Genomic DNA, 19,939 nt, shown 5'->3' on the forward strand with positions numbered 1-19,939 from the left:
CACGCTGATCGCATGTACTTGATATGTAGAGGAGAATGTGACATGAAACAAAACAAACGAGCTATGCTTTTAATATTTACTACAGCAATTGTAACTTCTGGATTAGCAATTTTACCTTGGTTTATCATATGAACACTCCCCCACTTAGCAAAGCTTGAAGTGGGGGTTTCTAACGTTTCGACCTAACGGATGATTAACGTCAGGGGAGTTAACACATTAGCGAGCTGTTTCACGCCTAACCCCTCTATCCCATTTGTCCATGCATTTGGGATTACTTTTCGTAAAATGTTAGCCGCAGCATTTACATCTGCATTAATTAAAGTTTTATTTGCTGAACGATATATGCCGCGCTCTATTCGTTTTCCTGAAAAAGTTGTATTTTGGTCATTTTCTCCATACGTTGGAATGAAGTCGTTATCCAGAAAACTTGCTTTCGATGTATATGATTCTTCAGTTACAACAACTTGAATGCCTACAGCATTTGCTTTGTATGTAATCATTTGAATCAGTAAATTATGCGGGATATAACAAAACGATTGGTTATTTCTTTTTCCCATATTCGTTTCTTGTTTCCAACTTTTGTTTTGACCAATAACGATTTTACAAACTTCTTCTTCTTAAGCTAGTTTTACGATGTGTTGACTAACTTTATGGAAGACATCTTTTATTTTCAAGTAACGTTTTTGATGAAGTTTTTCTATCCTTTTAGAAGTAAAAGGTCCTTTATTAGTTTGTTTTCCATTTCTAAGAATACTTGTAAAATGACTCCTCATTTTATTGTAATATTGATTTATGCTTTTGACATGTTTGCCCTTAACAAGGACAGGTTTCATACCTGTGTTTGTTACGATGGTTGCAAGGTTATCAATCCCTAAATCAATACTCATATAACGAGCATTCTCTTCAATCATTTGTTGTTCAGAAGGAACATCAATTACCAATTCCACTACATATTCATTGTATTTTGGAATCACACGAACTTGTTTCAGTTTACCTTCAGTGAAACCTAGTTTCCCAATATTTAATTGCAATTTCGTCTTTGGAAACTTTAAAAATCTACCGTTTTTAATGATGCAATCTTGGTTTGTATACAGAATCTCTTTTTCAGAAGAACGAATATACTTTGGAATCCTAGGCATTCCAGCATATTTGTTTGGATTCTTTTTATAGTCTTTTAAACTAGCAAAAAAAGATTTCCAATTTTGGAACAAACATTTCATGATTGACTGGCTACATTGCGTAGGCAAAGCTCGATAATCATTTTGAATCATAGCCTTAAATAGTGCATCTAGAAAGTTGTAATCTACATAAGGTTTTTCAAAATTAGGTTCTGAAAACAAATTACATTTAATCTCTTTCTGTTCTTCTTTAGGCTTTAAATTCTCTTTTTCCAATTTCTTCTGATAGGCAAGAAGTTGTGTGTCATTCATCTTACCAATATTTTTATGAATATTATCCAGAACTTCTTTTTGCAAAGGCTGCAACTCTTTTTCTTGTGTTAATCCAGTGTACACCTGACGTATATAAAAGTTTGTGGTGTTGTACATGTTCTTAGCATTATGACAACATTCTTGAAAATAAGAATACATACGATGCCCTTTTTTAATCCAAATTTGAAGAGTTTTATGGTTTGATGGATTTTCCTTTGTCATTTTATTCACCCCCTTGTTAAGGATATTATAGCAAAAAAGAACGTATGTTCCCTCTATTTTTTTGAAAATAAAATATTTTTTTCGATTCACCTCACCACCTTCACTTACGGAGTCCTCTCGAAAGGCATAATAGAAATACTCCCCTAACAATGAAAAAAGCTGATTGCTTCTTAAGAAGCAATCAGCTTTTTTTATATTATAAAATCCCCAAAATTTTATTTACGCAACTTATAATAATAACCATAGATACGGCAACGCACATGACAACCGTATTACGATCTTGCTTTTCTTTTTTTGAAATTTCTTCTTTTGGATTCATGTGTATGATCTCCTTTTTAAAAAAAGTGTGAGATAGGAAATTTTTCTTATCCGATGCGAGGTGAATACGAAAACCCTCTCTATCTCACATACACAATAGAATGGAATTGTCATTTTATAAATAAAATGACATGACGTTATGTCGCAACATAGGGTATTTTGTGTCGCTACGTTTTCTATTATAAAAAATAGTTGTGCAAAACTAGTGCATTTTTTATGTCAATTACTCTGAGCGAAAAATAACTCTTCCACTCAATCACATAAAAAGAGTTTTTTATTATTTTCATGTAAACTATATAAGTAGAATGAACAGTTTGGGGTGCACAAGATTATGGTAAAAATTTTATTAGTAGACGATGAAGAACGTATGTTACGATTATTAGATCTGTTCTTAAGCCCTCGCGGCTATTTTTGCATGAAAGCTACCTCTGGCCTTGAAGCACTAAATTTAATCGAACAAAAAGAATTCGATATTATTTTATTAGATGTTATGATGCCAAGTATGGATGGATGGGATACTTGCTATCAAATCCGTCAAATTTCCAACGTTCCTATCATTATGTTAACAGCTCGCAACCAAAACTACGATATGGTGAAAGGCCTCACGATGGGCGCAGATGATTATATTACAAAACCATTTGATGAGCATGTATTAGTCGCACGAATCGAGGCTATATTACGCCGTACAAAAAAAGATGGTTTTGTTAGTTTCAATGGTATTGAGTGGGATAAAACGAAACATACTGTCACAGTTTATGATGAAAAAATCTCGCTAACTCCTATCGAATTTTCGTTACTCGGACTATTTTTGCAAAATACAAACCGAGCTTATAGCCGAGATGATTTAATCGAAAAAATTTGGGGCTATGAAACAGATATCGAATATAGAACAATTGATTCACACATTCGTAATATCCGTGATAAACTACGCAAAAAAGGATTTCCGATTGAAGATTACCTAGAAACGGTCTATAAAGTCGGATATAAATGGAAAAGTGAATAATTACTTCGGTCAGTGGGAAATCGTATACCACTGACTCTTTATTATGGATAAGGTATGGTGAAAAAATGAGTAAACTTTCCCTTAAAATTGGGACATACTTTTTAATATTAGCTTTATGTATTGAAACAATTGCTTTCGTATCTTTTTATAAAAGCCTTTCAAAAATACGTATTGAAGAGGAAACAGATGCTCTTTTAGAGAAAGGTAATCGCTATAGTAAAAAAATTAAAAGCCGCGAGAGACGGGATGAATATTATAAAGAAATGAAACACGCTGAACATAATAAAAATCCTAAACGTCCTGTGTACCCTGAGTTCGATATTACGAATGAGGCTGCACACTTAGTTGAATCGGAATCAATTTCTAACTCCGATATAGCTATCATTATTACTGACCATAACGGCAAAATTATTTCCACCTCAGAACCCGTAACAAAAGATATGCAAAAACAACTTACTTGTAAAACAGAAACTGTCCCAGACGGCGGGTTGGTCGTTGAAAGGAACTGGAAAAAATCAAAGTTCATCACAACAGTAAGCCCACTTAACACAACAAAGTTTCAAGGAAAGCTATATATGTTATTAAAAACATCTTTCCTAGAAAATATGTTACTTAAACTCATGAACCAATTTCTTATCATTAGCGTTTTAACAATTATTTTAACAACAATTTCTGTCTTTGTTTTTTCACGCGTTATTACAGAACCACTTGTAAAAATGAAGAGAGCGACAGAAAAAATGTCAAAATTAAACAAGCCAATTCAATTAGGTATTAAGCGAAATGATGAACTCGGAAGTTTAGCAAAAACAATTGAAGATTTATCGAGTGAACTTACGTATATGAAAAAAGAGCGCAATGAATTTCTCGCTAGTGTCGCTCATGAACTATTAACTCCATTGACCTATATGAAAGGTTATGCGAAGGTAGCAAAGAGAGACTCTTTAACAAAAGAGGAGCGAGAAGAATACTTACAAATCATTGAGGATGAAACGGATAGTGTAACCGATCTCGTCCAAGATTTATTTATGCTTGTACAATTAGAACAACACCAATTTGTTATAAAAAAACAAAAAGTGCTTCTTCAGCCATTTTTAGAACGAATGGTAGAAAAAACAAAAACAACATTAACAAATAAGCAAATGCAACTTCATGTATATTGCAAAGATGATTTAGAAGTTTGCATAGACGAAAGACGTATGGAACAAGTTATGTTAAATTTATTACACAACGCTTATCAACATTCGCCAGAAAACACATCCATTACGATACGTGTACTCATGGAAACAGATTCTTTTACAATAAGTGTACAAGATGAAGGTGAAGGTATTCCTGAACAAGATATCCCGCATATTTTTGACCGTTTTTATCGTGTTGATAAATCCAGAACACGAGCTACAGGCGGAAAAGGTATCGGGCTAGCTGTTGCAAAAGAAATTGTAGAATTGCATAACGGTTCTATTCTAGTAACAAGCCAATTAGGAGCGGGAACAAACTTTATAATAGATATACCTTTTGAATAATATGCGTGTGAAAACACCAGTAGTAGTAAACACTACTGGTGTTATTTTGTTCATAAAAACAGCTTATATAAGCTAAGCTTTTGAAATTATTCTTATTTCAATATAAAATAAAGATACATTTGTCAAAGATTTGGAGGGTGATATAATTGGATATCCATGTATTAACAAAAGACGAAGCAGAAATTTACTTAGAACTTCGCGTAGAAGGATTAAAGCAAAACCCTGAAGCATTCAGCTCTTCTTATGAAGATATTATTAATAAAGAGTGTGCGATTGAATATAAAGCACAAAAATTAGCACAAGATGAAAACTATACGCTAGGTGCATTTAAAGATGGGAAATTAATCGGGGTTGCAACACTGGAAACGAAACCATATGTAAAACAAGAACATAAAGCTAAAATCGGTTCTGTATATGTTTCTCCAAAAGCACGCGGACTTGGAGCAGGAAAAGCACTTATTAAAGAATGTCTTGAACTTGCTAAATCTTTAGAAGTAGAACAAGTTATGCTTGATGTTGTTGTTGGCAACGATGGAGCAAAAAAACTTTATGAGTCATTAGGTTTTAAAACATTCGGTGTACAAGAACGTTCATTAAAATATAACGGACAATATTGGGACGAAGAGCATATGGTCTTATTCTTAGATGAAAATAAATAATAAAAAACATCCTCATGTTTGGAGGATGTTTTTTACTTTCTTGTAAACCATGCCTTGTGTAATAATTGAATCGCTTTCGCAATTTCTTCCTCTGATGATATCGCAAACCCAAGCAAAACTACATTCTCAGGCGCCGTACCATCTTTATAGTACGTAGACACAGGATATATTTTGATACTATATTTCGCAGCTTCTTGAATTAATTCTTCTTCCCGCATTCCATTATGCACTTTTAATAAAATGTGTAATCCCGAATCTTCTCCTATCACTTCAACACGATTAGAGAAATACTTCTCTATTTCAAAAACAAGTCGATCTCTCTTCTTTCGGTAGACGACACGCATTTTATGAATATGTTTTTCCCAATAGCCTTCATTTAAAAATCTTCTAATCACTTCTTGGTCCATTCTTGAAACACTTTGTGTATAAAATAAATATTGCTGTTGATACTTTTTAATTAATTTCTTCGGCAACACCATATAGCTCATCCGTAGCGATGGCAATAATGCTTTAGATAGCGTCCCCATATAAATAACTTTCCCCTCTGTATCTAATCCTTGCAGCGCCGGTATAGGCTTTCCAGAATAGCGAAATTCACTATCATAATCATCTTCAATAATATACCTGCCCTCTTCTTTCTTTGCCCATTGTAAAAGCTGCATCCTTCTCGTAATAGGCATAATCATTCCATTTGGAAACTGATGGGAAGGTGTAACAAATACAACATTCGCATTGCTATTTTCTAAATCTGCAATACAAATTCCATCTCTATCTAAAGATAACATTTGGACTCTTGCTTCTCCCTGTTCAAAAACAACCATCTTCCTATGATACCCTGGGTTTTCAACTGCATAATTGCTTCCCTTTAACAATTGAAACAATAGTTTCACTAATATTTGTGTTCCCGCTCCTAATACAATTTGACTAGCTGAACAACGCACACCTCTAGATTCATACAAATAATTCGTAATCTCTTCTCTTAAGCTCGCTTCCCCTTGAGGGTGTCCTAGAAAGAGAAGTTCGTTATTATGCGGCTGCCATACTTCATTTACAATTTTCCGATACATATTGAATGGAAAAGCATTTGTATCAATTCCTGTTTGTGTAAAGTCAAATTTATAACTCTTCTCCTGAAACGGTACTTCTTCTATTCTCTCTCCGCTATCCTCTACATGAACCATTTGCTCAATCTTGCATACAAAATAACCTTTTCTCGATATCGGCTCAATATAACCTTCTGCAAGTAATTGTTCGTACGCTGCCTCTACTGTATTTTTACTTACTTGTAAATGTATCGCTAACTTTCGCTTAGCTGGTAATTTCGTAAAAGGGACAATCGATCCATCTTTAATTTCTTTTTTTATATACTCATACAATTGCACATATAATGCCTTTTTACTATTCATATTTAAATTAGGCGTTAATTCTAACATAATATCTGACCCCTTAATAAAACTAAAATCTGATACTTTTTACAGTACCAGAAGTTATATATAATTCCTTTTATCATGTCACACATAAAAAATCAAATACTGGAGAGGAGAAACATGATAATGAACAATGTTAAACGTATCGGACTCATTATGATTATTACAGGGGCTACATTATGGGGATTATCTGGTCCAATGATTCAGTGGCTATTTCAGCATACTAATGTATCCTCAATTGATTTTTTAACAATTCGATTGTTGCTTGCAGGAATATTTATTTTGTCTTTCTTACTTATAAAGAAACAAAACATATTTCAAATTTGGAAACACCCTAGATATTCTATACAACTTATTATTTTCTCTATTCTCGGCATGCTTGGTGCGCAATACGCCTTTATCGAAACGGTTCATATTAGTAATGCAGTCACAGCAACGCTATTTCAATTTCTAGGTCCTGTTCTTATTACCATGTATGTTGCATTTGAACAAAGAAAATTCCCTGCTCCCATGCAACTATTCGCAATTATAGCCGCGCTAATAGGAACATACTTTATTATTACAAATGGCTCAATTGAAAATATTGTTTTATCCAAAGAAGCTATTATTTTTGGACTATTAACAGCAATCGGATTTGCATTTTATACCCTTCATCCGGCTTCTCTCATTAAAGAATGCGGGACAACTGTAGTAATTGGTTGGGGGATGTTAATCGGAGGAATTGTACTACTTATTTATAATCGTTCATTCGGGTGGAATCAATTTTCACAAACTCTTACACTAAAAACCTTTTCTATGCTTATTCTTATCATTATTAGTGGTACCCTTTCTTTCCTTCTATATATCGGTAGTCTTAAATATTTAGCAGCAACAGAAACAAGCATTTTATCTAGCATTGAACCCCTTGTAGCTGCCATCGTTTCAATCACTTGGCTAAATGAATCTTTTGGAACATATCAATTATTAGGCGGCGTATGTATCGTTCTGTCCGTTATTTTTTTGACGATGCCTCAAAAAGAAACCGAACCACCCTATACAACTGAACAAGTATAATGTGAAACTTTAATTAGTTGGGGCTATCTCCCACTAATTATTAACCTACACCAATCGGGCTTTTACGGGATAAAAAATGTCAAAAGAGGTCGTACAAAACTTACGACCTCTTTTTATACTTTAAAGGAATTGTCCCGCCTTCTAGCAAATACAATTACACTAACAATAAAAACTAGGAGTGTGGCACCATGAAAAAAATCGGAACTATGCTACTTCTCTCCTTTCTCATCACTGGATGCACACAAGCACAATCTGATTCAAAAGCATCTAAAACTGAAGCTGTCGCAACGTCATCCACCCAAGTGAACGCACCTTCCTTCTTTCACCTTAGTGTTTTAAAAGATGTAAATTGGGAAGAAGCCCCCTCATTCATAGACGGAAAAATACCTTTAAAAGGCGTCGAAGGAAAAATCGCAATGGCTGATAATCCTATTATCGCAAATGAACAAAATGAAATAATGTGGTACTTTCTAGATTCTGAAATACCAACTGGAAAATTGTCTATTATTGCGCTAAAACAAGGATCTGTAACTCCGACACAAGTACTCTTTCAAAAAGAAACTTCCAAACAAACTTGGACTACTTCAAATACAATCGATTCTACTACAAACGAACTCCCTCTCACTATGTCACTACCTTCATCTGGATTATGGTTATTAAATATATATGTGAATGAAAAATATTATGATCAGTTTGTAATCACTGCTGAGTAAAGTGACAAAAATAAACCACTTTCTTACAACAATGTAATTTCTACGTCATGTACTTCGATAGTTGAATTATCTCTCTTCTCTTATACTTAAAGTAAGAAATGAAACGAGGAGAGATGAGAGATGAAAAAAATGATAGAAGTGATCGTAGCAGTAACTGAGGTTTTAGTGAATGGTAAACAAGTTGCAATGGAATTAAATAAATAGTGAAGAAATATAAATAATTCTACACTTCTTCATTATTTTGATTTCTTATCTCAAAAAAGCAGTGCCTTTTAGGCACTGCTTTTAGCTATTAATAACTTGGTATTTTCGTAATTTGCGCCACGCCTGAATCAATAGCTGCTTTCGCTACTGCTTCTGCAACACTTGGAACAACTCTTTTATCTAATGGATTTGGGATTACATAATTCGCATTACGTTCTTCGTCAGTAATGATGTTAGCGATCCCATATGCTGCCGCTAATTTCATCTCTTCTGTAATATCAGTTGCGCGCACATCTAACGCACCGCGGAATATTCCGGGAAACGCCAATACATTATTTACTTGATTCGCATAATCCGAGCGCCCAGTTCCTACTACAGCTGCCCCAGCCTCTAATGCATCCTCAGGGAAGATTTCTGGAATTGGATTCGCCATTGCAAACACGATTGCTTTCTCATTCATCGTCTGCACAAGTTCTTTCGTTAATACGTTAGGAGCAGATACGCCAATAAAAATATCAGCTTGGTGAATCGCTTCTTTTAACGTTCCACGCACATGTTCACGATTTGTCTTTTTTGAAACTTCAATTTGCGCTTCGTTCATCCATGTTTCACCTTCACAAACAATACCTTCTAGGCTAACTAACGTAATGTGCTTTGCACCAGCCTTTAATAATAATTTTCCAATTGCAATTCCTGCCGAGCCCGCACCGTTAATAACGATTTTCACATTATCCATTTGTTTGCTAACAACTTTTAATGCATTAATAACAGCTGCTAAAACGACAATAGCTGTTCCATGTTGATCATCATGAAATACAGGAATATTCGTTTCTTCTTTTAATCGTTTTTCAATTTCAAAACAACGCGGTGCTGCAATATCTTCTAAATTAATCCCTGCAAATGTAGGCTCTAAATTTTTTACAAGGGTAACGATTTCATCTACATCCGTTGTGCCTAAACATAATGGGAAAGCATCTACATTCGCAAATTTCTTAAACAAAATACTTTTTCCTTCCATAACAGGCATAGCCGCTTTTGGTCCAATGTTTCCTAAGCCGAGTACCGCTGTTCCATCTGAAACAACTGCCACCATATTGCCACGTGCTGTATAGTCATACACTGTTTCTTCATCTGCCGCAATTGCTTTACAAGACTCCGCTACACCTGGTGTATACGTCAGGCTTAAATCATACGCTGAATTTACCTCAACTTTACTTGTAATTTCAATTTTCCCTACTAATTCTTTATGCAATAACAATGATCTTTCATTAATTTGATTTGCTAACATACTTATAATCTCCCCTTAATTTGACAAGCTAGCTATATGAATATAGCTAGCTTGTTTGATCATGAAAACATCTTTAATAATATTGTCGCCGTTACAACCATTGCCGCCCCGCCTAAACGAGTCGAAATTTGCGCGAACGGCATTAATTCCATACGATTTGAAGCCGATAAAATAGCAACATCTCCAGTTCCGCCTAAACCGCTATGACATCCAGTTACAATCGCCGATTCAACTGGATACATCTTCATCACTTTCCCTACAAGAAAACCTGATGCTACCATTGTAAGAACAACCGATGCGCACACAACAACATATCCTACTGAAAGAACTGCTGCTACGTCTTTTAACGGAATATACAGCAATCCTAATCCAACCATTAAAGGCCAAGTTAAATTCTTCGAAATAAATTTATATAAATGGAATGCTCCTTGCTCCATTTTTGCTGGCATTAATTTAAAGTATTTCACAAGTGCCGCTGAGAAAATCATAATAATTGCCCCAGGAATACCGATGAACTTAGAAGCAAATCCTCCGAAGATGAAGAACGTACACGCAATTAATAAACCTGCTCCCATTAATGAGAAGTCAATTGGTTTCTCTGTATTTTGTTCTTTTAATAATTCTGCTTGATTGTCTGTTTTCACTAATACACCGTTACCACTAAGCTCCGGTTTCTTTTCACCTAAACGCTTCATATACCCTGCACTTACAATTGCGAACATATTTCCAATAATAGCTGCTGGAATAAGCTGTGATACAAACGTTGCTGATGATTCATTTAAAATATCACTATAAGCTAGCGACAATGGTAAAATCCCTTCCCCGATACCGCCACTCACAATTGGTACGATGATAAAGAAGAATGTCTGCTTCATTTCAAATCCAAATAATGAACCGACCAATAATCCTACTGCTACAGAAGCTAACGTCCCTACTACTAAAGGAATAAACATGCGAACGAAACCTTGTACTAACACTTTACGGTTCATTCCTAAAATACTTCCGACTACTAAACAAGAAATATATAAATATAAAAAGTTCGATTTTTTCATTAACATAGTCGCAGCTTCCATTGAAGCTGGATTCATCCAGTTAAAAAATACAAGTAATGATGGAATAAATAACGAAAGTATTGCTGGACCGCCGATATTTTTTAAAATTGGAATTCTCATCCCAATATCGCCTAAGAAAATCCCCATGATCATAATAACTGCAAATCCACCAATCATATCTGCTGGCAATTTATTATATACAGATGCCCCATAAATAATAGCAGCCAATACTACATATAACGGTAAAGGTATAACACCGATTTTTACATTCATAATTTTAGAAGCGAAAGATTCTCTTTGTACTTCATTTCCTTCAGAAAATGATACCGCTTCCACATTCTTTTGAATTCCCATATGGCACCCCCTCGTTTTCTTAATAACAATATTAAAACGCTTTCAATAGTAAAAATAGTTTTTGTAAGTTTTGTAATTGATTTTGTAATTAAAAAAAGTATAAGCGACTTATATTAAGTCGCTTATACGTAAAACTCTATTTTCTTTTGATCAACACATCTTAATTTACTTACAGGTCTTCCCACATGTTGGTACATCATTTCGTTTTCTAACACCCCAATGTCAGTCAGAAACATTACATATTTTCGAATAGAAACTCTTGAAATTCCAACTAATTGTGCCATTTCATCTGTTGTAAATACTCTTCCATTCAGAGACTCGATCTTCTGCCAAATTAATTGCAACGTTTGCTTCGTTAAACCTTTCGGAAGCTCTTTAGTGACAGTAGGCTCTCTTTTTTCTTTTTGTAAAATTAACGAATCTAATTCCGATTGACTAATTTTTTGTTGTTCTTTCATGAAAGTAAGTTTTTCTCGATATATAGTTAATGCCTCTTTAAATCGTTCAAATGTGAATGGTTTAATTAAATAATCTACTACACCATATTGTAATGCTTTTTTAATACTTCCCATATCATGTACAGCTGAAATCATTATAATATCGATTTCTTTTTCTTGGTTCCGGATATACATTAAAAGCTCAAACCCAGTCTCTTCAGGCATAAAAATATCAAGTAATACTAAATCTACTCGTGATTTCTCTAATATTTCTATCGCCGACTTTACTGAGTTAACTGCTTGAACAAGTTCAAACCCTCCTACTTGCTCTAAATAATGCGTATTTAACATTGCTACCATCGGGTCATCTTCTACAATTAAAACTTTAATCATATTTGCCTCTCATCCCTACCTTTAGGTATTTCAATCGTTATCGTTGTTCCCTTTCCTACTAATGAATGCATATGAATTTCCCCATTTATTCGCTGTATACTTTCTTTTACAAGATACAAACCATAACCGCGGTTATCTCCCTTTGTGGAATAACCTTTCGTAAATAATTCCTCTATTTCTTTTTCTTGTATACCTTTTCCCGTATCTTGTACTGTAATAGTTAGTATATCCCCATGTTGTATCTTAACTTCAACTTGCTTGTTTTCACAATTCGTAACTGCCTCTAATGCATTATCAATTAAATTTCCGACAATCGTAATAAGTTCATGAGTAATACTTTCATCATCTATTTCCGGCATATAAGAATCTTCACTTATAATTAATTTTATATTTTTCTCTCTAGCATAGCTGAGCTTACCTAGTAAAAAACCAGCAAATACTGGACTTTTTATTCTTTTCATAACTCCACCAATTTCATATTGATGCTCTGATACCATGCCGCTTATATACTTCTGTAATTCTTCATACTGTTTCATATGTGTAAGCCCTAATACGACATGCATCTTATTCATAAACTCATGAGATTGTGCCCGTAATGCTTCTGCATATAGTCTAATACCAGTTAGTTCCTCTGCTAGTTTTCTAATCTCTGTTTTATCACGAAATGTTGCAATTGCACCAACTATTTCTCCTTTTACATATAAAGGAACTCGATTCGTCACAATCGTAATTCCGTAAATATTTTGTTCTTCGTTTAATTGTACTTCTCCCGTTTTCAATACTTCTTTTATACGTGAATTTGGCATATACAACTCAACATCTTTACCGATAAAATCTTCTTCAAGTCCGCTTTTTTTAAATAGACGTTTCGCTTCATTATTAATTAACGTTACTCTAGCCTCTTTATCTACAGCAATAATACCTTCCTTTACAGATTGTAGCATCGTATTTCTTTCTTCAAGAATTTTTGCTATCCTGTGCGGCTCAAGACCGAATAAACTTTTCTTTATATGTCTAGCTAGTAATATTGCTCCTATAATTCCGACTAATACCCCAACTCCGACACCAATATAAATGATATGTCTACTTTCCTTAACTCTCTCTTTTACATTATCTGCTGAAATACCAACAGCCACTGCTCCAAGTTGTTCACCTGTTTCAGAAAATATTGGTACAAATACTCGCATGGAAATACCTAAAGTTCCTTCTGCTAACGATACATGTTCTTTTCCTTTCAATGCAGGCCCTTCATCCCCACCAATGAAATGATGATCTATTTTTTGAGGATCTGGATGAGATTTTCTTATTCCATCCATGTCCATAACTACAATAAATTGAACACCTGTGTTTTTTAATATCCTATTTGTATACGTTTGGATTGCAGGAGTATCCGCTTTCCCAACCAAGCCATTGATTACAATTGAATCATTCGCCACAATGTGTGCAATTGTTTTTGCTTTCTCTGCTTGGCTATCCTCCGTCGCCCGTTCTACATTATGACTAATTAATATATCTGTCACAAGTAAAGAAAAAATTACAACTGTACAAACTAACAATGTAATCGTTTTCCACAAATTCCATAGTCTTTTTCTTTTTTTCATCCCGTTAATGACTCCCCTAATTGCTGAATAGAAAAATAAGTAAGGTGATATTATTTTCACCTTACTTATCTGCTGTTATTATACTTTAAATTTACTAGTCATCGCTTGTAGTTCTTCGGCCATCCCAGCTAAGTTTTGCGAAGCTGAACTAATTTCCTCCATTGAATTAACCTGTTCTTCTGTTGAAGCTGCAACACTTTGCATACTAGCTGTATTTTCTTCTGCAGCCGCTGCAATTTCATCAATAGCATTTGTCACTTCATTTGCATCTCCAGCAATTCTCTTCGTTGTTTCTACCATTTGATTAACTTGAGAAACAATATGTGTAGTAGAACTTAAAATTTCCGTAAAACTTACTTTCGTTTTTGTTACAACATCAAGCCCTTGTTGAACTTCTCCATTCACATTATCCATTGCCTTAACAGTATGTTCAATATCCTCCTTAATTTCTGCAATTAAATTTGCAATCTCTCCAGATGACTCTCCTGATTGCTCTGCTAATTTTCTAACCTCATCTGCTACAATAGCAAATCCTCGACCCTGTTCACCTGCTCTTGCTGCTTCAATAGCCGCATTTAAAGCTAATAAGTTCGTTTGAGTAGCTATGTTTTGAATTGCTTCAGAAATAGCTCCTACTTGCTTTGATTTCTCATCAAGAAGTTTAATAATAGCATCTGACTCGGATACCGACCTAGAAATAGACTGCATTTGTTTTGCAGTTTGTTCAACTAAATCTTCTCCCTCTTCAGCTCTTTCTCTCGCATGTAATGAGGAAATAGAAATTGACTCTGCGCTTCCGGTTACATCTTGAATTGCTGTATTTACTTGTTGTAATGTAGCCGCACCTTCTTCAACACCTTGACTTTGTGATTCAGCCCCACCTGATACTTGTTCCATTGCAATTGTAATTTGATCTGTCGCATCATTTGCTTGCTGTACGCTCGCTGTTAACTCCTCAGCCGATGCCGCGACATGTTCTGCTGAAAAGCTAATTTGGGTAATAACATCTTGTAAAGACGTAGACATTTCATTAAATGAAGTCCCTAATTTCCCTATGTCATCCTTAGAATGGATTGTAATTTTCTCTGTTAAATCTCCCTTACTAATTTTATATGCTGATTCAGCTATTTTTCGTAATGGCCCTGTAATAGACCTTGTAATGAAATAAATTAATACACTACCAAATGCAATAGCGATAGCAATAACAATTAAAGTCTTATAAAACACTGGACTGGCAGCTTGGTTAATTTCTTCATCGAACATAACTCCAACTACTTTCCAGCCTGTTTTTTCATTTGTTGCAAAGATTAAATTCTTTTTATCATCTTGTTCTGTATAAGACACATTTCCTTGTTTATCTTCATAAATTGGTTTAACCCAAGGATCAGTAACTTTCGCACCTGGTTTTCTAGATGGATGACTAACAATTTGCTTATTTTGATCTAAAATAACTGCATAACCTTTTTCACCAATGTTAATCATTTTGGAAATTTTTAAGATGTTATCTAAGTTTAAATTAATTCCTATAACACCTTTACCATCTTTTACTTCTTTCGCAATGGTCACTACCATATTTTTTGTAGATGCTGATTGATATGGTGCAGTAACAATTACTTTCCCTTTATTTTCATGTGCTTCTTTATACCAAGATCTATCTGTTGGATTATACCCATCAGCCATTTGGATAAATGGTTCTCTTATAAACTTTCCCGTCTGCGTTCCAATATAAATACCTTCTACTTCTGGATGAAGCTTTATATATTGTGCTAACTTCGTTCTTACTATTTCTTCCTGTCCATTTGGATATGTATCCTCTGTTAAGATGTCTGCAAAGTACGTCGCATCAACAAATTTCTCTTCTATATTTTGAGAAATAACAGTATTTAAAATCGAAATATTCTCCTTTGCTTTAGCTGTCATTTGATGTTCAAAATTTGTTTTGGCAGTTTGATATGAAACACCACCGATAATAATTCCTGGTATAGTTAAAATAATAAAAAATGAAATGATTAATTTTTTATTGATACTCATACATTTAACCCCGTTAAATATTTTTTGCATAATAAGCCTCCTTTATGTAATGTGGATACTTGTGTCATTTTATACAATTAACATGTATAAAACAATATATAATGATAACATGTAAATTTTTCGTCAATTATGCATTTTTACATATTCACTCCTTAATAAGGATTTTAATCATAAAAATAAGAGAACTTTAGCATTATATATACTAAAGTTCTCTTATTTCTCAACAGCTTCTACTCTAAAAAATTTCTCTTATAATCTTCAATCTCTATCCTTCGCCTTATAGTCATCTTACTAAAACTCTTCCTCCTAATTTATTTGGAGTTCTTTACATAACTAATTGCCTGACTCCCCATTTGCACCCATGCCTGTTCAAAGATTTCTCTCGGCACTTTTACATCTAAGCTATCCTCAAGTGGATCTCGAATATATACAGATTCCTGATCATACCCAATAAGTACAATACAATGTTCATTATACGTAATAGAAACATCTCCACTATTTGTTTTCCATGTAGTAAATTCATCTTCATCTAATGGTGCAAATGTTGCATTTGTGATCATGACTACCGGTTGTCCTGCTTTTACACTCTTATAAATCTCTTCTATATTCTTCCCAGTTAAGTCTACAGCTTTATTAGGTAAATATTTTTCCGCTAACTGAAAAAGTGGCCCATGATATACACCATATCCTGATTCAGAAAATGTATAAATATTACCTACAAATCCTTCATTCGGATTCCCGCGCACACCATCGTCTATAAAATCAACTTTTTTTATTTCATTTGCTAATGTCATCTTATCCACTGAAACACCAGCATATTGTAACATCATCGCTAAACTTGTCACTTCACAGCCTCTATCCAATTCTGGTAACTGCTGAATTAATGGAACATTTGATAAGATGACTTTTTCATCGTTATTACAAAACTCCGTTTCTTTTCCTCTTTGTATATTTGAGAATGTAAACTTCTCTACATACTTTGGAATTCCATTTGTATATACACTCCATATTGCTGCACCTAGTAAAGCTGTACATATATACCACTTCAATTTTCTTATCACTTTCACGCCCTTATTAATTCGTTAAATAAGAATAAAATGCGTCAGCATCCGTTCTAATCATCGGTACAAAATTTAGTTCTTTTCCTTTTTCAGGCTGATTTTTTTTTATCTTTTCCGCTAACTCTTGAATATTCATATTCATTTTATCCATATTAAGCTCATCTGCCATTTGTAGCACCTTTTGTTCATTAATTTCTTTTAATATTTGATATATATCTTTACCGTACAAATCAATATGATATTTTTTTGCTTCTTCCTGTACTTTTTGTTCGTACACTTCTTGTGCTAACTCTTCAATTTCTTTTCCTTTTTGAGAAATGTCTAACTTTCCTGCTTCTTCTCTTACTTTCGTTCCGTAGATTTCTTCCGCGATGTCTTCGATTTCTTTTCCATCTGTAGAAATGCCTAATTTATCTGCTTCATCTTTAATTTTAATCGTATTAATTTGAGTAATTAAATCTACAATTGATGTATTCTCTATAGATATACCTAGCTTTAACGCTTCTTGCTTTACTTTTGTTTCATAGATTTCTTCTGACAGCGTCCCAACATCTTTTCCTTCAATCGAAATACCTAACTGCTCTGCTTCCCTTCCTACTTCTGTTTCATGAATTTCTTTTTCTAATGTAATTTGTTCTTTTCCTTCCGTTTCAATACCTAGTTCCTCTGCTTTTTCTTCTGTATGCACTGCATGTATCTTACCATTGTTCAATTGTTCTTTACTGCGCTGCGTGTAATCTGTCTTTCCTTTTTGTGTTTCAGAAGGAGAGGCACCCCCTAATATGCTTAAACTCATTACTCCAATAGTGAATACCATCATCATTTTCTTTTTCAAAATTAATTCCTCCCTCTTACACTTTCTTTTTCAGCATTCCCATAATTTTTTTAATACTATACATACATCTCATCTCTGCTTGAGATAACATTATGATTGATAAAATCCACTCACATACACCTAGTCTCTTCTTCATGTAACGAACGTTCTTTATGCCATACATAATATAAATAGTTTCTTAACTTTCCCTTAAAAAAAGACGACCTTGTAAAAACAAGATCGTCTTCTTACTTATATTTTTTGATTTTTAGGGAAAATCACTTCAAAACTAGTGCCATTTCCCCACCTGCTCTCTACTGATATTTTTCCATAATGCTTTTCTACAATCCAATTTGCGATTGAAAGACCTAATCCAGCTCCTTCTGACGTACTTCTTGCTTTATCTCCTTGATAAAAACGATCAAATAATTTCGGAATATCTTCTTCTTTCACTCCTATCCCGTCATCCTTCACCTGTATACGAATTGAACTACTCGTTTGCGTACAATCGATTTGAATATGCCCACCTTCGTTTGTATACTTCATCGCATTATCTAACAGTATGACCATCATTTGATGAATCCGCTCTCTATCCCCCATAAAAGATACACCACGTTCTACTTTTAGTATCATTTCTTTTTCTTGATAAGAAGCAATCTCTTTATATGGAGCTACTATTTCTTCTAACAATTTATCAAGTTCAAATGTTTTCTTATCCATCTCAATTTGATTAGAATCAGAACGTGCTAGCAATAATAAATTACTAACGAGTTTCGATAACCGCCTACATTCTTTTGAAATTGTAGAAATATCTATCGCTTTTTCTTCTATCGTAGCGGATGGTGATTGGAATAACACATCCGTTTTTGATTGAATAACTGCAAGCGGTGTCCTTAGTTCATGTGATGCATCAGAAACGAATTGCTGCTGTTTCTCCCATGAATTTTGAATAGGTACAAGTGCTCTGCCAGCTAGGAAAAAGCCGATACCTATCGCACAGAGGCTTCCTATGCTACAACCTATAACGAGGATTAAAAATAAAGTATTTAACATTCTTTCTTCCGCTGTTATATCTCGCACGATTTGAACTATTTCTCCATCTTTTTGAAGCGAAAATGCTCTAAAATATCGTCCTTGTACTTCAATATCTTGTAACTCCCCTAATTTTTTTGGAGAAAACTTTTCCAAATTCTCTTCAAAAATAGAACGGTATTTACGGTTATCGCCCTCTATTTTCACTATTTTCCCATTCCAAGTTATTCTAGTTACTCGCGGATCTCCAATCTGGATATTCTCCATGCGTTTTCTTGGTGGTATTTTAACATCTAATTTCTCTCTATACTGGGCCATCATTTTTATAGATTGATCCACTTCATTATAAATACGCTTATATGTGTATGAATAAATAATACTGCCTAATATACCTATTAATAGGATAAATACTAATGAATTCACTATAGTCAAACGAATGCGTGTCTTTTGAAACATACTTCCTTTTCTCATTGTTCTTTTAATATATATCCAATACCTCGAACGGTTTGAATATCTTTCTGATAACCGAATGGCTCTAATTTTTTACGTAAATGATGCACATACACTTCTACAATCGCTACTGTCGTATCTGAATCAAATCCCCAAACACGATCAAAAATTTGTTCACGCATTAAAATCTTCCCGCTATTTTGAATGAGATACTCTAGTAGCTCATATTGTTTCAATGTCAACTTAATACCTTGTCCATCTACTTGAACGTCTTTATCTTTTCCGAACAATTCAATCCCTTTATAGCGAATTGTTTGCTGCGTTGTTAAACTACCACTTCTGCGTAGTAAAGCGCGAATTCTCGCTTTTAATTCAGGGGCCTGAAATGGCTTAACGATATAGTCATCTCCACCAAAGTCCAATCCCTTCACCCGATCTTCTAAAGAATCTCTCGCTGTCAAAAACAGGACTGGTGTTTCAATCTTTTCATCACGTATTTTTTGAATCACTTCAAATCCGTCCATCCCTGGCATCATCACATCCAACAAAATTGCATCATATATATTTTGAAGCGCTAAAAACAATCCATCTTCTCCATTTATTGCCGTATCTACTTCAAATTCATCATGCAAAATTTGTACGATAGATTCTAATAACGAAGTAGTATCTTCTATTACAAGTAAGCGCATGCTCTCACCTTCCATCAAATAGTTCAATTCTATTTATTATTACATTTCTTCTCTTCATAACAAAAGAATGTAGTTATATTACGTAATTTCATTTTCAACTATTTCCTTCTCAAATTTTGAATTTTTATTATAAAAACTTTGTCTTAAATTTACCTTAATAAAAAATTGAAAGAAATAAGATTCCTCTT

At 34.0% G+C, this 19,939-nt stretch carries 16 protein-coding genes and 2 pseudogenes; 5 read left to right on the plus strand and 13 right to left on the minus strand.

The window, feature by feature from the left end:
* Window positions 1-182: 182 nt before the first annotated feature.
* Together F3I02_RS29410 and F3I02_RS34535 are read right to left on the minus strand one after the other, a co-directional pair.
* A pseudogene (locus F3I02_RS29410) lies at window positions 183-1,652 on the minus strand (RNA-guided endonuclease InsQ/TnpB family protein).
* A 196-nt stretch (window positions 1,653-1,848) separates the two neighbouring features.
* The gene (locus F3I02_RS34535) at window positions 1,849-1,971 is read right to left on the minus strand and encodes a hypothetical protein (RefSeq protein WP_001068392.1); all 123 of its coding nucleotides are present in this window, start codon (window positions 1,969-1,971) and stop codon (window positions 1,849-1,851) included.
* A gap of 330 nt (window positions 1,972-2,301) precedes the next feature.
* On the opposite strand from F3I02_RS34535, the gene F3I02_RS29415 reads away from it, so the two are divergent.
* The 3 genes from F3I02_RS29415 (at window position 2,302) to F3I02_RS29425 (ending at window position 5,152) form a co-directional block, all read left to right on the plus strand.
* Entirely contained in the window at window positions 2,302-2,973 is a 672-nt protein-coding gene (locus F3I02_RS29415; protein WP_000238960.1) for a response regulator transcription factor, read from the plus strand.
* 65 nt (window positions 2,974-3,038) lie between these two features.
* On the plus strand, window positions 3,039-4,493 hold the full coding sequence (locus tag F3I02_RS29420) for a HAMP domain-containing sensor histidine kinase (protein WP_000041021.1): 1,455 nt from the start codon (window positions 3,039-3,041) through the stop codon (window positions 4,491-4,493).
* Between the two features lie 146 nt (window positions 4,494-4,639).
* Window positions 4,640-5,152, plus strand: coding sequence for a GNAT family N-acetyltransferase (locus F3I02_RS29425; RefSeq protein ID WP_000351212.1), 513 nt, complete (start codon window positions 4,640-4,642; stop codon window positions 5,150-5,152).
* Between the two features lie 32 nt (window positions 5,153-5,184).
* Here the strand turns inward: F3I02_RS29425 and pdxR are convergent, their stop codons facing one another.
* Window positions 5,185-6,585: a MocR-like pyridoxine biosynthesis transcription factor PdxR gene (gene pdxR, locus F3I02_RS29430; protein ID WP_061883765.1), complete on the minus strand. Its 1,401-nt coding sequence runs from the start codon at window positions 6,583-6,585 to the stop codon at window positions 5,185-5,187.
* Window positions 6,586-6,705: 120 nt separating this feature from the next.
* Between pdxR and F3I02_RS29435 the strand changes: the two genes are divergently transcribed.
* Together F3I02_RS29435 and F3I02_RS29440 are read left to right on the plus strand one after the other, a co-directional pair.
* Window positions 6,706-7,632 carry a DMT family transporter gene (locus tag F3I02_RS29435; protein ID WP_001067022.1) on the plus strand — a complete coding sequence of 309 codons (927 nt, stop codon included), beginning with the start codon at window positions 6,706-6,708 and terminating at the stop codon, window positions 7,630-7,632.
* A gap of 188 nt (window positions 7,633-7,820) precedes the next feature.
* A complete protein-coding gene (locus F3I02_RS29440) occupies window positions 7,821-8,345 on the plus strand; it encodes a DUF4871 domain-containing protein (protein ID WP_000719689.1) in 525 nt (174 codons plus the stop codon).
* A 292-nt stretch (window positions 8,346-8,637) separates the two neighbouring features.
* Here the strand turns inward: F3I02_RS29440 and F3I02_RS29445 are convergent, their stop codons facing one another.
* The 10 genes and pseudogenes from F3I02_RS29445 to F3I02_RS29485 form a co-directional block, all read right to left on the minus strand.
* On the minus strand, window positions 8,638-9,837 hold the full coding sequence (locus tag F3I02_RS29445; RefSeq protein WP_163050608.1) for an NAD(P)-dependent malic enzyme: 1,200 nt from the start codon (window positions 9,835-9,837) through the stop codon (window positions 8,638-8,640).
* Window positions 9,838-9,896: 59 nt separating this feature from the next.
* Complete coding sequence (locus tag F3I02_RS29450; RefSeq protein ID WP_000512725.1) at window positions 9,897-11,243, minus strand: 2-hydroxycarboxylate transporter family protein; 1,347 nt, start codon at window positions 11,241-11,243, stop codon at window positions 9,897-9,899.
* Between the two features lie 122 nt (window positions 11,244-11,365).
* On the minus strand, window positions 11,366-12,073 hold the full coding sequence (locus F3I02_RS29455; RefSeq protein ID WP_000598666.1) for a response regulator: 708 nt from the start codon (window positions 12,071-12,073) through the stop codon (window positions 11,366-11,368).
* Window positions 12,070-13,674: a sensor histidine kinase gene (locus F3I02_RS29460; RefSeq protein ID WP_196478680.1), complete on the minus strand. Its 1,605-nt coding sequence runs from the start codon at window positions 13,672-13,674 to the stop codon at window positions 12,070-12,072. The genes F3I02_RS29455 and F3I02_RS29460 overlap by 4 nt, the downstream gene beginning before the upstream one ends.
* 78 nt (window positions 13,675-13,752) lie before the next feature.
* Window positions 13,753-14,700: a methyl-accepting chemotaxis protein gene (locus tag F3I02_RS35200; RefSeq protein WP_483862137.1), complete on the minus strand. Its 948-nt coding sequence runs from the start codon at window positions 14,698-14,700 to the stop codon at window positions 13,753-13,755.
* A pseudogene (locus tag F3I02_RS35205) lies at window positions 14,692-15,735 on the minus strand (HAMP domain-containing protein); the annotation flags it as partial. The gene F3I02_RS35200 and the pseudogene F3I02_RS35205, both read right to left, overlap by 9 nt.
* A gap of 281 nt (window positions 15,736-16,016) precedes the next feature.
* The gene (locus F3I02_RS29470) at window positions 16,017-16,772 is read right to left on the minus strand and encodes a C39 family peptidase (RefSeq protein WP_003299938.1); all 756 of its coding nucleotides are present in this window, start codon (window positions 16,770-16,772) and stop codon (window positions 16,017-16,019) included.
* Window positions 16,773-16,779: 7 nt separating this feature from the next.
* Complete coding sequence (locus F3I02_RS29475) at window positions 16,780-17,601, minus strand: hypothetical protein (protein WP_000728557.1); 822 nt, start codon at window positions 17,599-17,601, stop codon at window positions 16,780-16,782.
* 231 nt (window positions 17,602-17,832) lie between these two features.
* Window positions 17,833-19,083 carry a sensor histidine kinase gene (locus tag F3I02_RS29480; RefSeq protein ID WP_080545850.1) on the minus strand — a complete coding sequence of 417 codons (1,251 nt, stop codon included), beginning with the start codon at window positions 19,081-19,083 and terminating at the stop codon, window positions 17,833-17,835.
* Window positions 19,080-19,751 (minus strand): response regulator transcription factor, encoded by a 672-nt coding sequence (locus F3I02_RS29485; protein ID WP_196478681.1) that lies wholly within the window; start codon window positions 19,749-19,751, stop codon window positions 19,080-19,082. Before F3I02_RS29485 ends, F3I02_RS29480 begins: the two co-directional genes overlap by 4 nt.
* Between the last annotated feature and the right edge of the window lie 188 nt (window positions 19,752-19,939).

Source organism: Bacillus sp. SRB3LM, assembly GCF_015712745.1.
Taxonomy (GTDB): Bacteria; Bacillota; Bacilli; order Bacillales; family Bacillaceae_G; genus Bacillus_A; species Bacillus_A thuringiensis_K.

Coding starts and splice junctions, on each gene's coding strand:
- F3I02_RS29435 (WP_001067022.1), top strand. CDS start 6,706: ATGAACAATGTTAAACGTATCGGACTCATTATGATTATTACAGGGGCT.
- F3I02_RS29480 (WP_080545850.1), bottom strand. CDS start 19,083: ATGAGAAAAGGAAGTATGTTTCAAAAGACACGCATTCGTTTGACTATA.
- F3I02_RS29450 (WP_000512725.1), bottom strand. CDS start 11,243: ATGGGAATTCAAAAGAATGTGGAAGCGGTATCATTTTCTGAAGGAAAT.
- F3I02_RS29445 (WP_163050608.1), bottom strand. CDS start 9,837: ATGTTAGCAAATCAAATTAATGAAAGATCATTGTTATTGCATAAAGAA.
- F3I02_RS29420 (WP_000041021.1), top strand. CDS start 3,039: ATGAGTAAACTTTCCCTTAAAATTGGGACATACTTTTTAATATTAGCT.
- F3I02_RS29440 (WP_000719689.1), top strand. CDS start 7,821: ATGAAAAAAATCGGAACTATGCTACTTCTCTCCTTTCTCATCACTGGA.
- F3I02_RS34535 (WP_001068392.1), bottom strand. CDS start 1,971: ATGAATCCAAAAGAAGAAATTTCAAAAAAAGAAAAGCAAGATCGTAAT.
- F3I02_RS35200 (WP_483862137.1), bottom strand. CDS start 14,700: ATGTCTACGTCTTTACAAGATGTTATTACCCAAATTAGCTTTTCAGCA.
- F3I02_RS29485 (WP_196478681.1), bottom strand. CDS start 19,751: ATGCGCTTACTTGTAATAGAAGATACTACTTCGTTATTAGAATCTATC.
- F3I02_RS29415 (WP_000238960.1), top strand. CDS start 2,302: ATGGTAAAAATTTTATTAGTAGACGATGAAGAACGTATGTTACGATTA.
- F3I02_RS29455 (WP_000598666.1), bottom strand. CDS start 12,073: ATGATTAAAGTTTTAATTGTAGAAGATGACCCGATGGTAGCAATGTTA.
- pdxR (WP_061883765.1), bottom strand. CDS start 6,585: ATGTTAGAATTAACGCCTAATTTAAATATGAATAGTAAAAAGGCATTA.
- F3I02_RS29460 (WP_196478680.1), bottom strand. CDS start 13,674: ATGAAAAAAAGAAAAAGACTATGGAATTTGTGGAAAACGATTACATTG.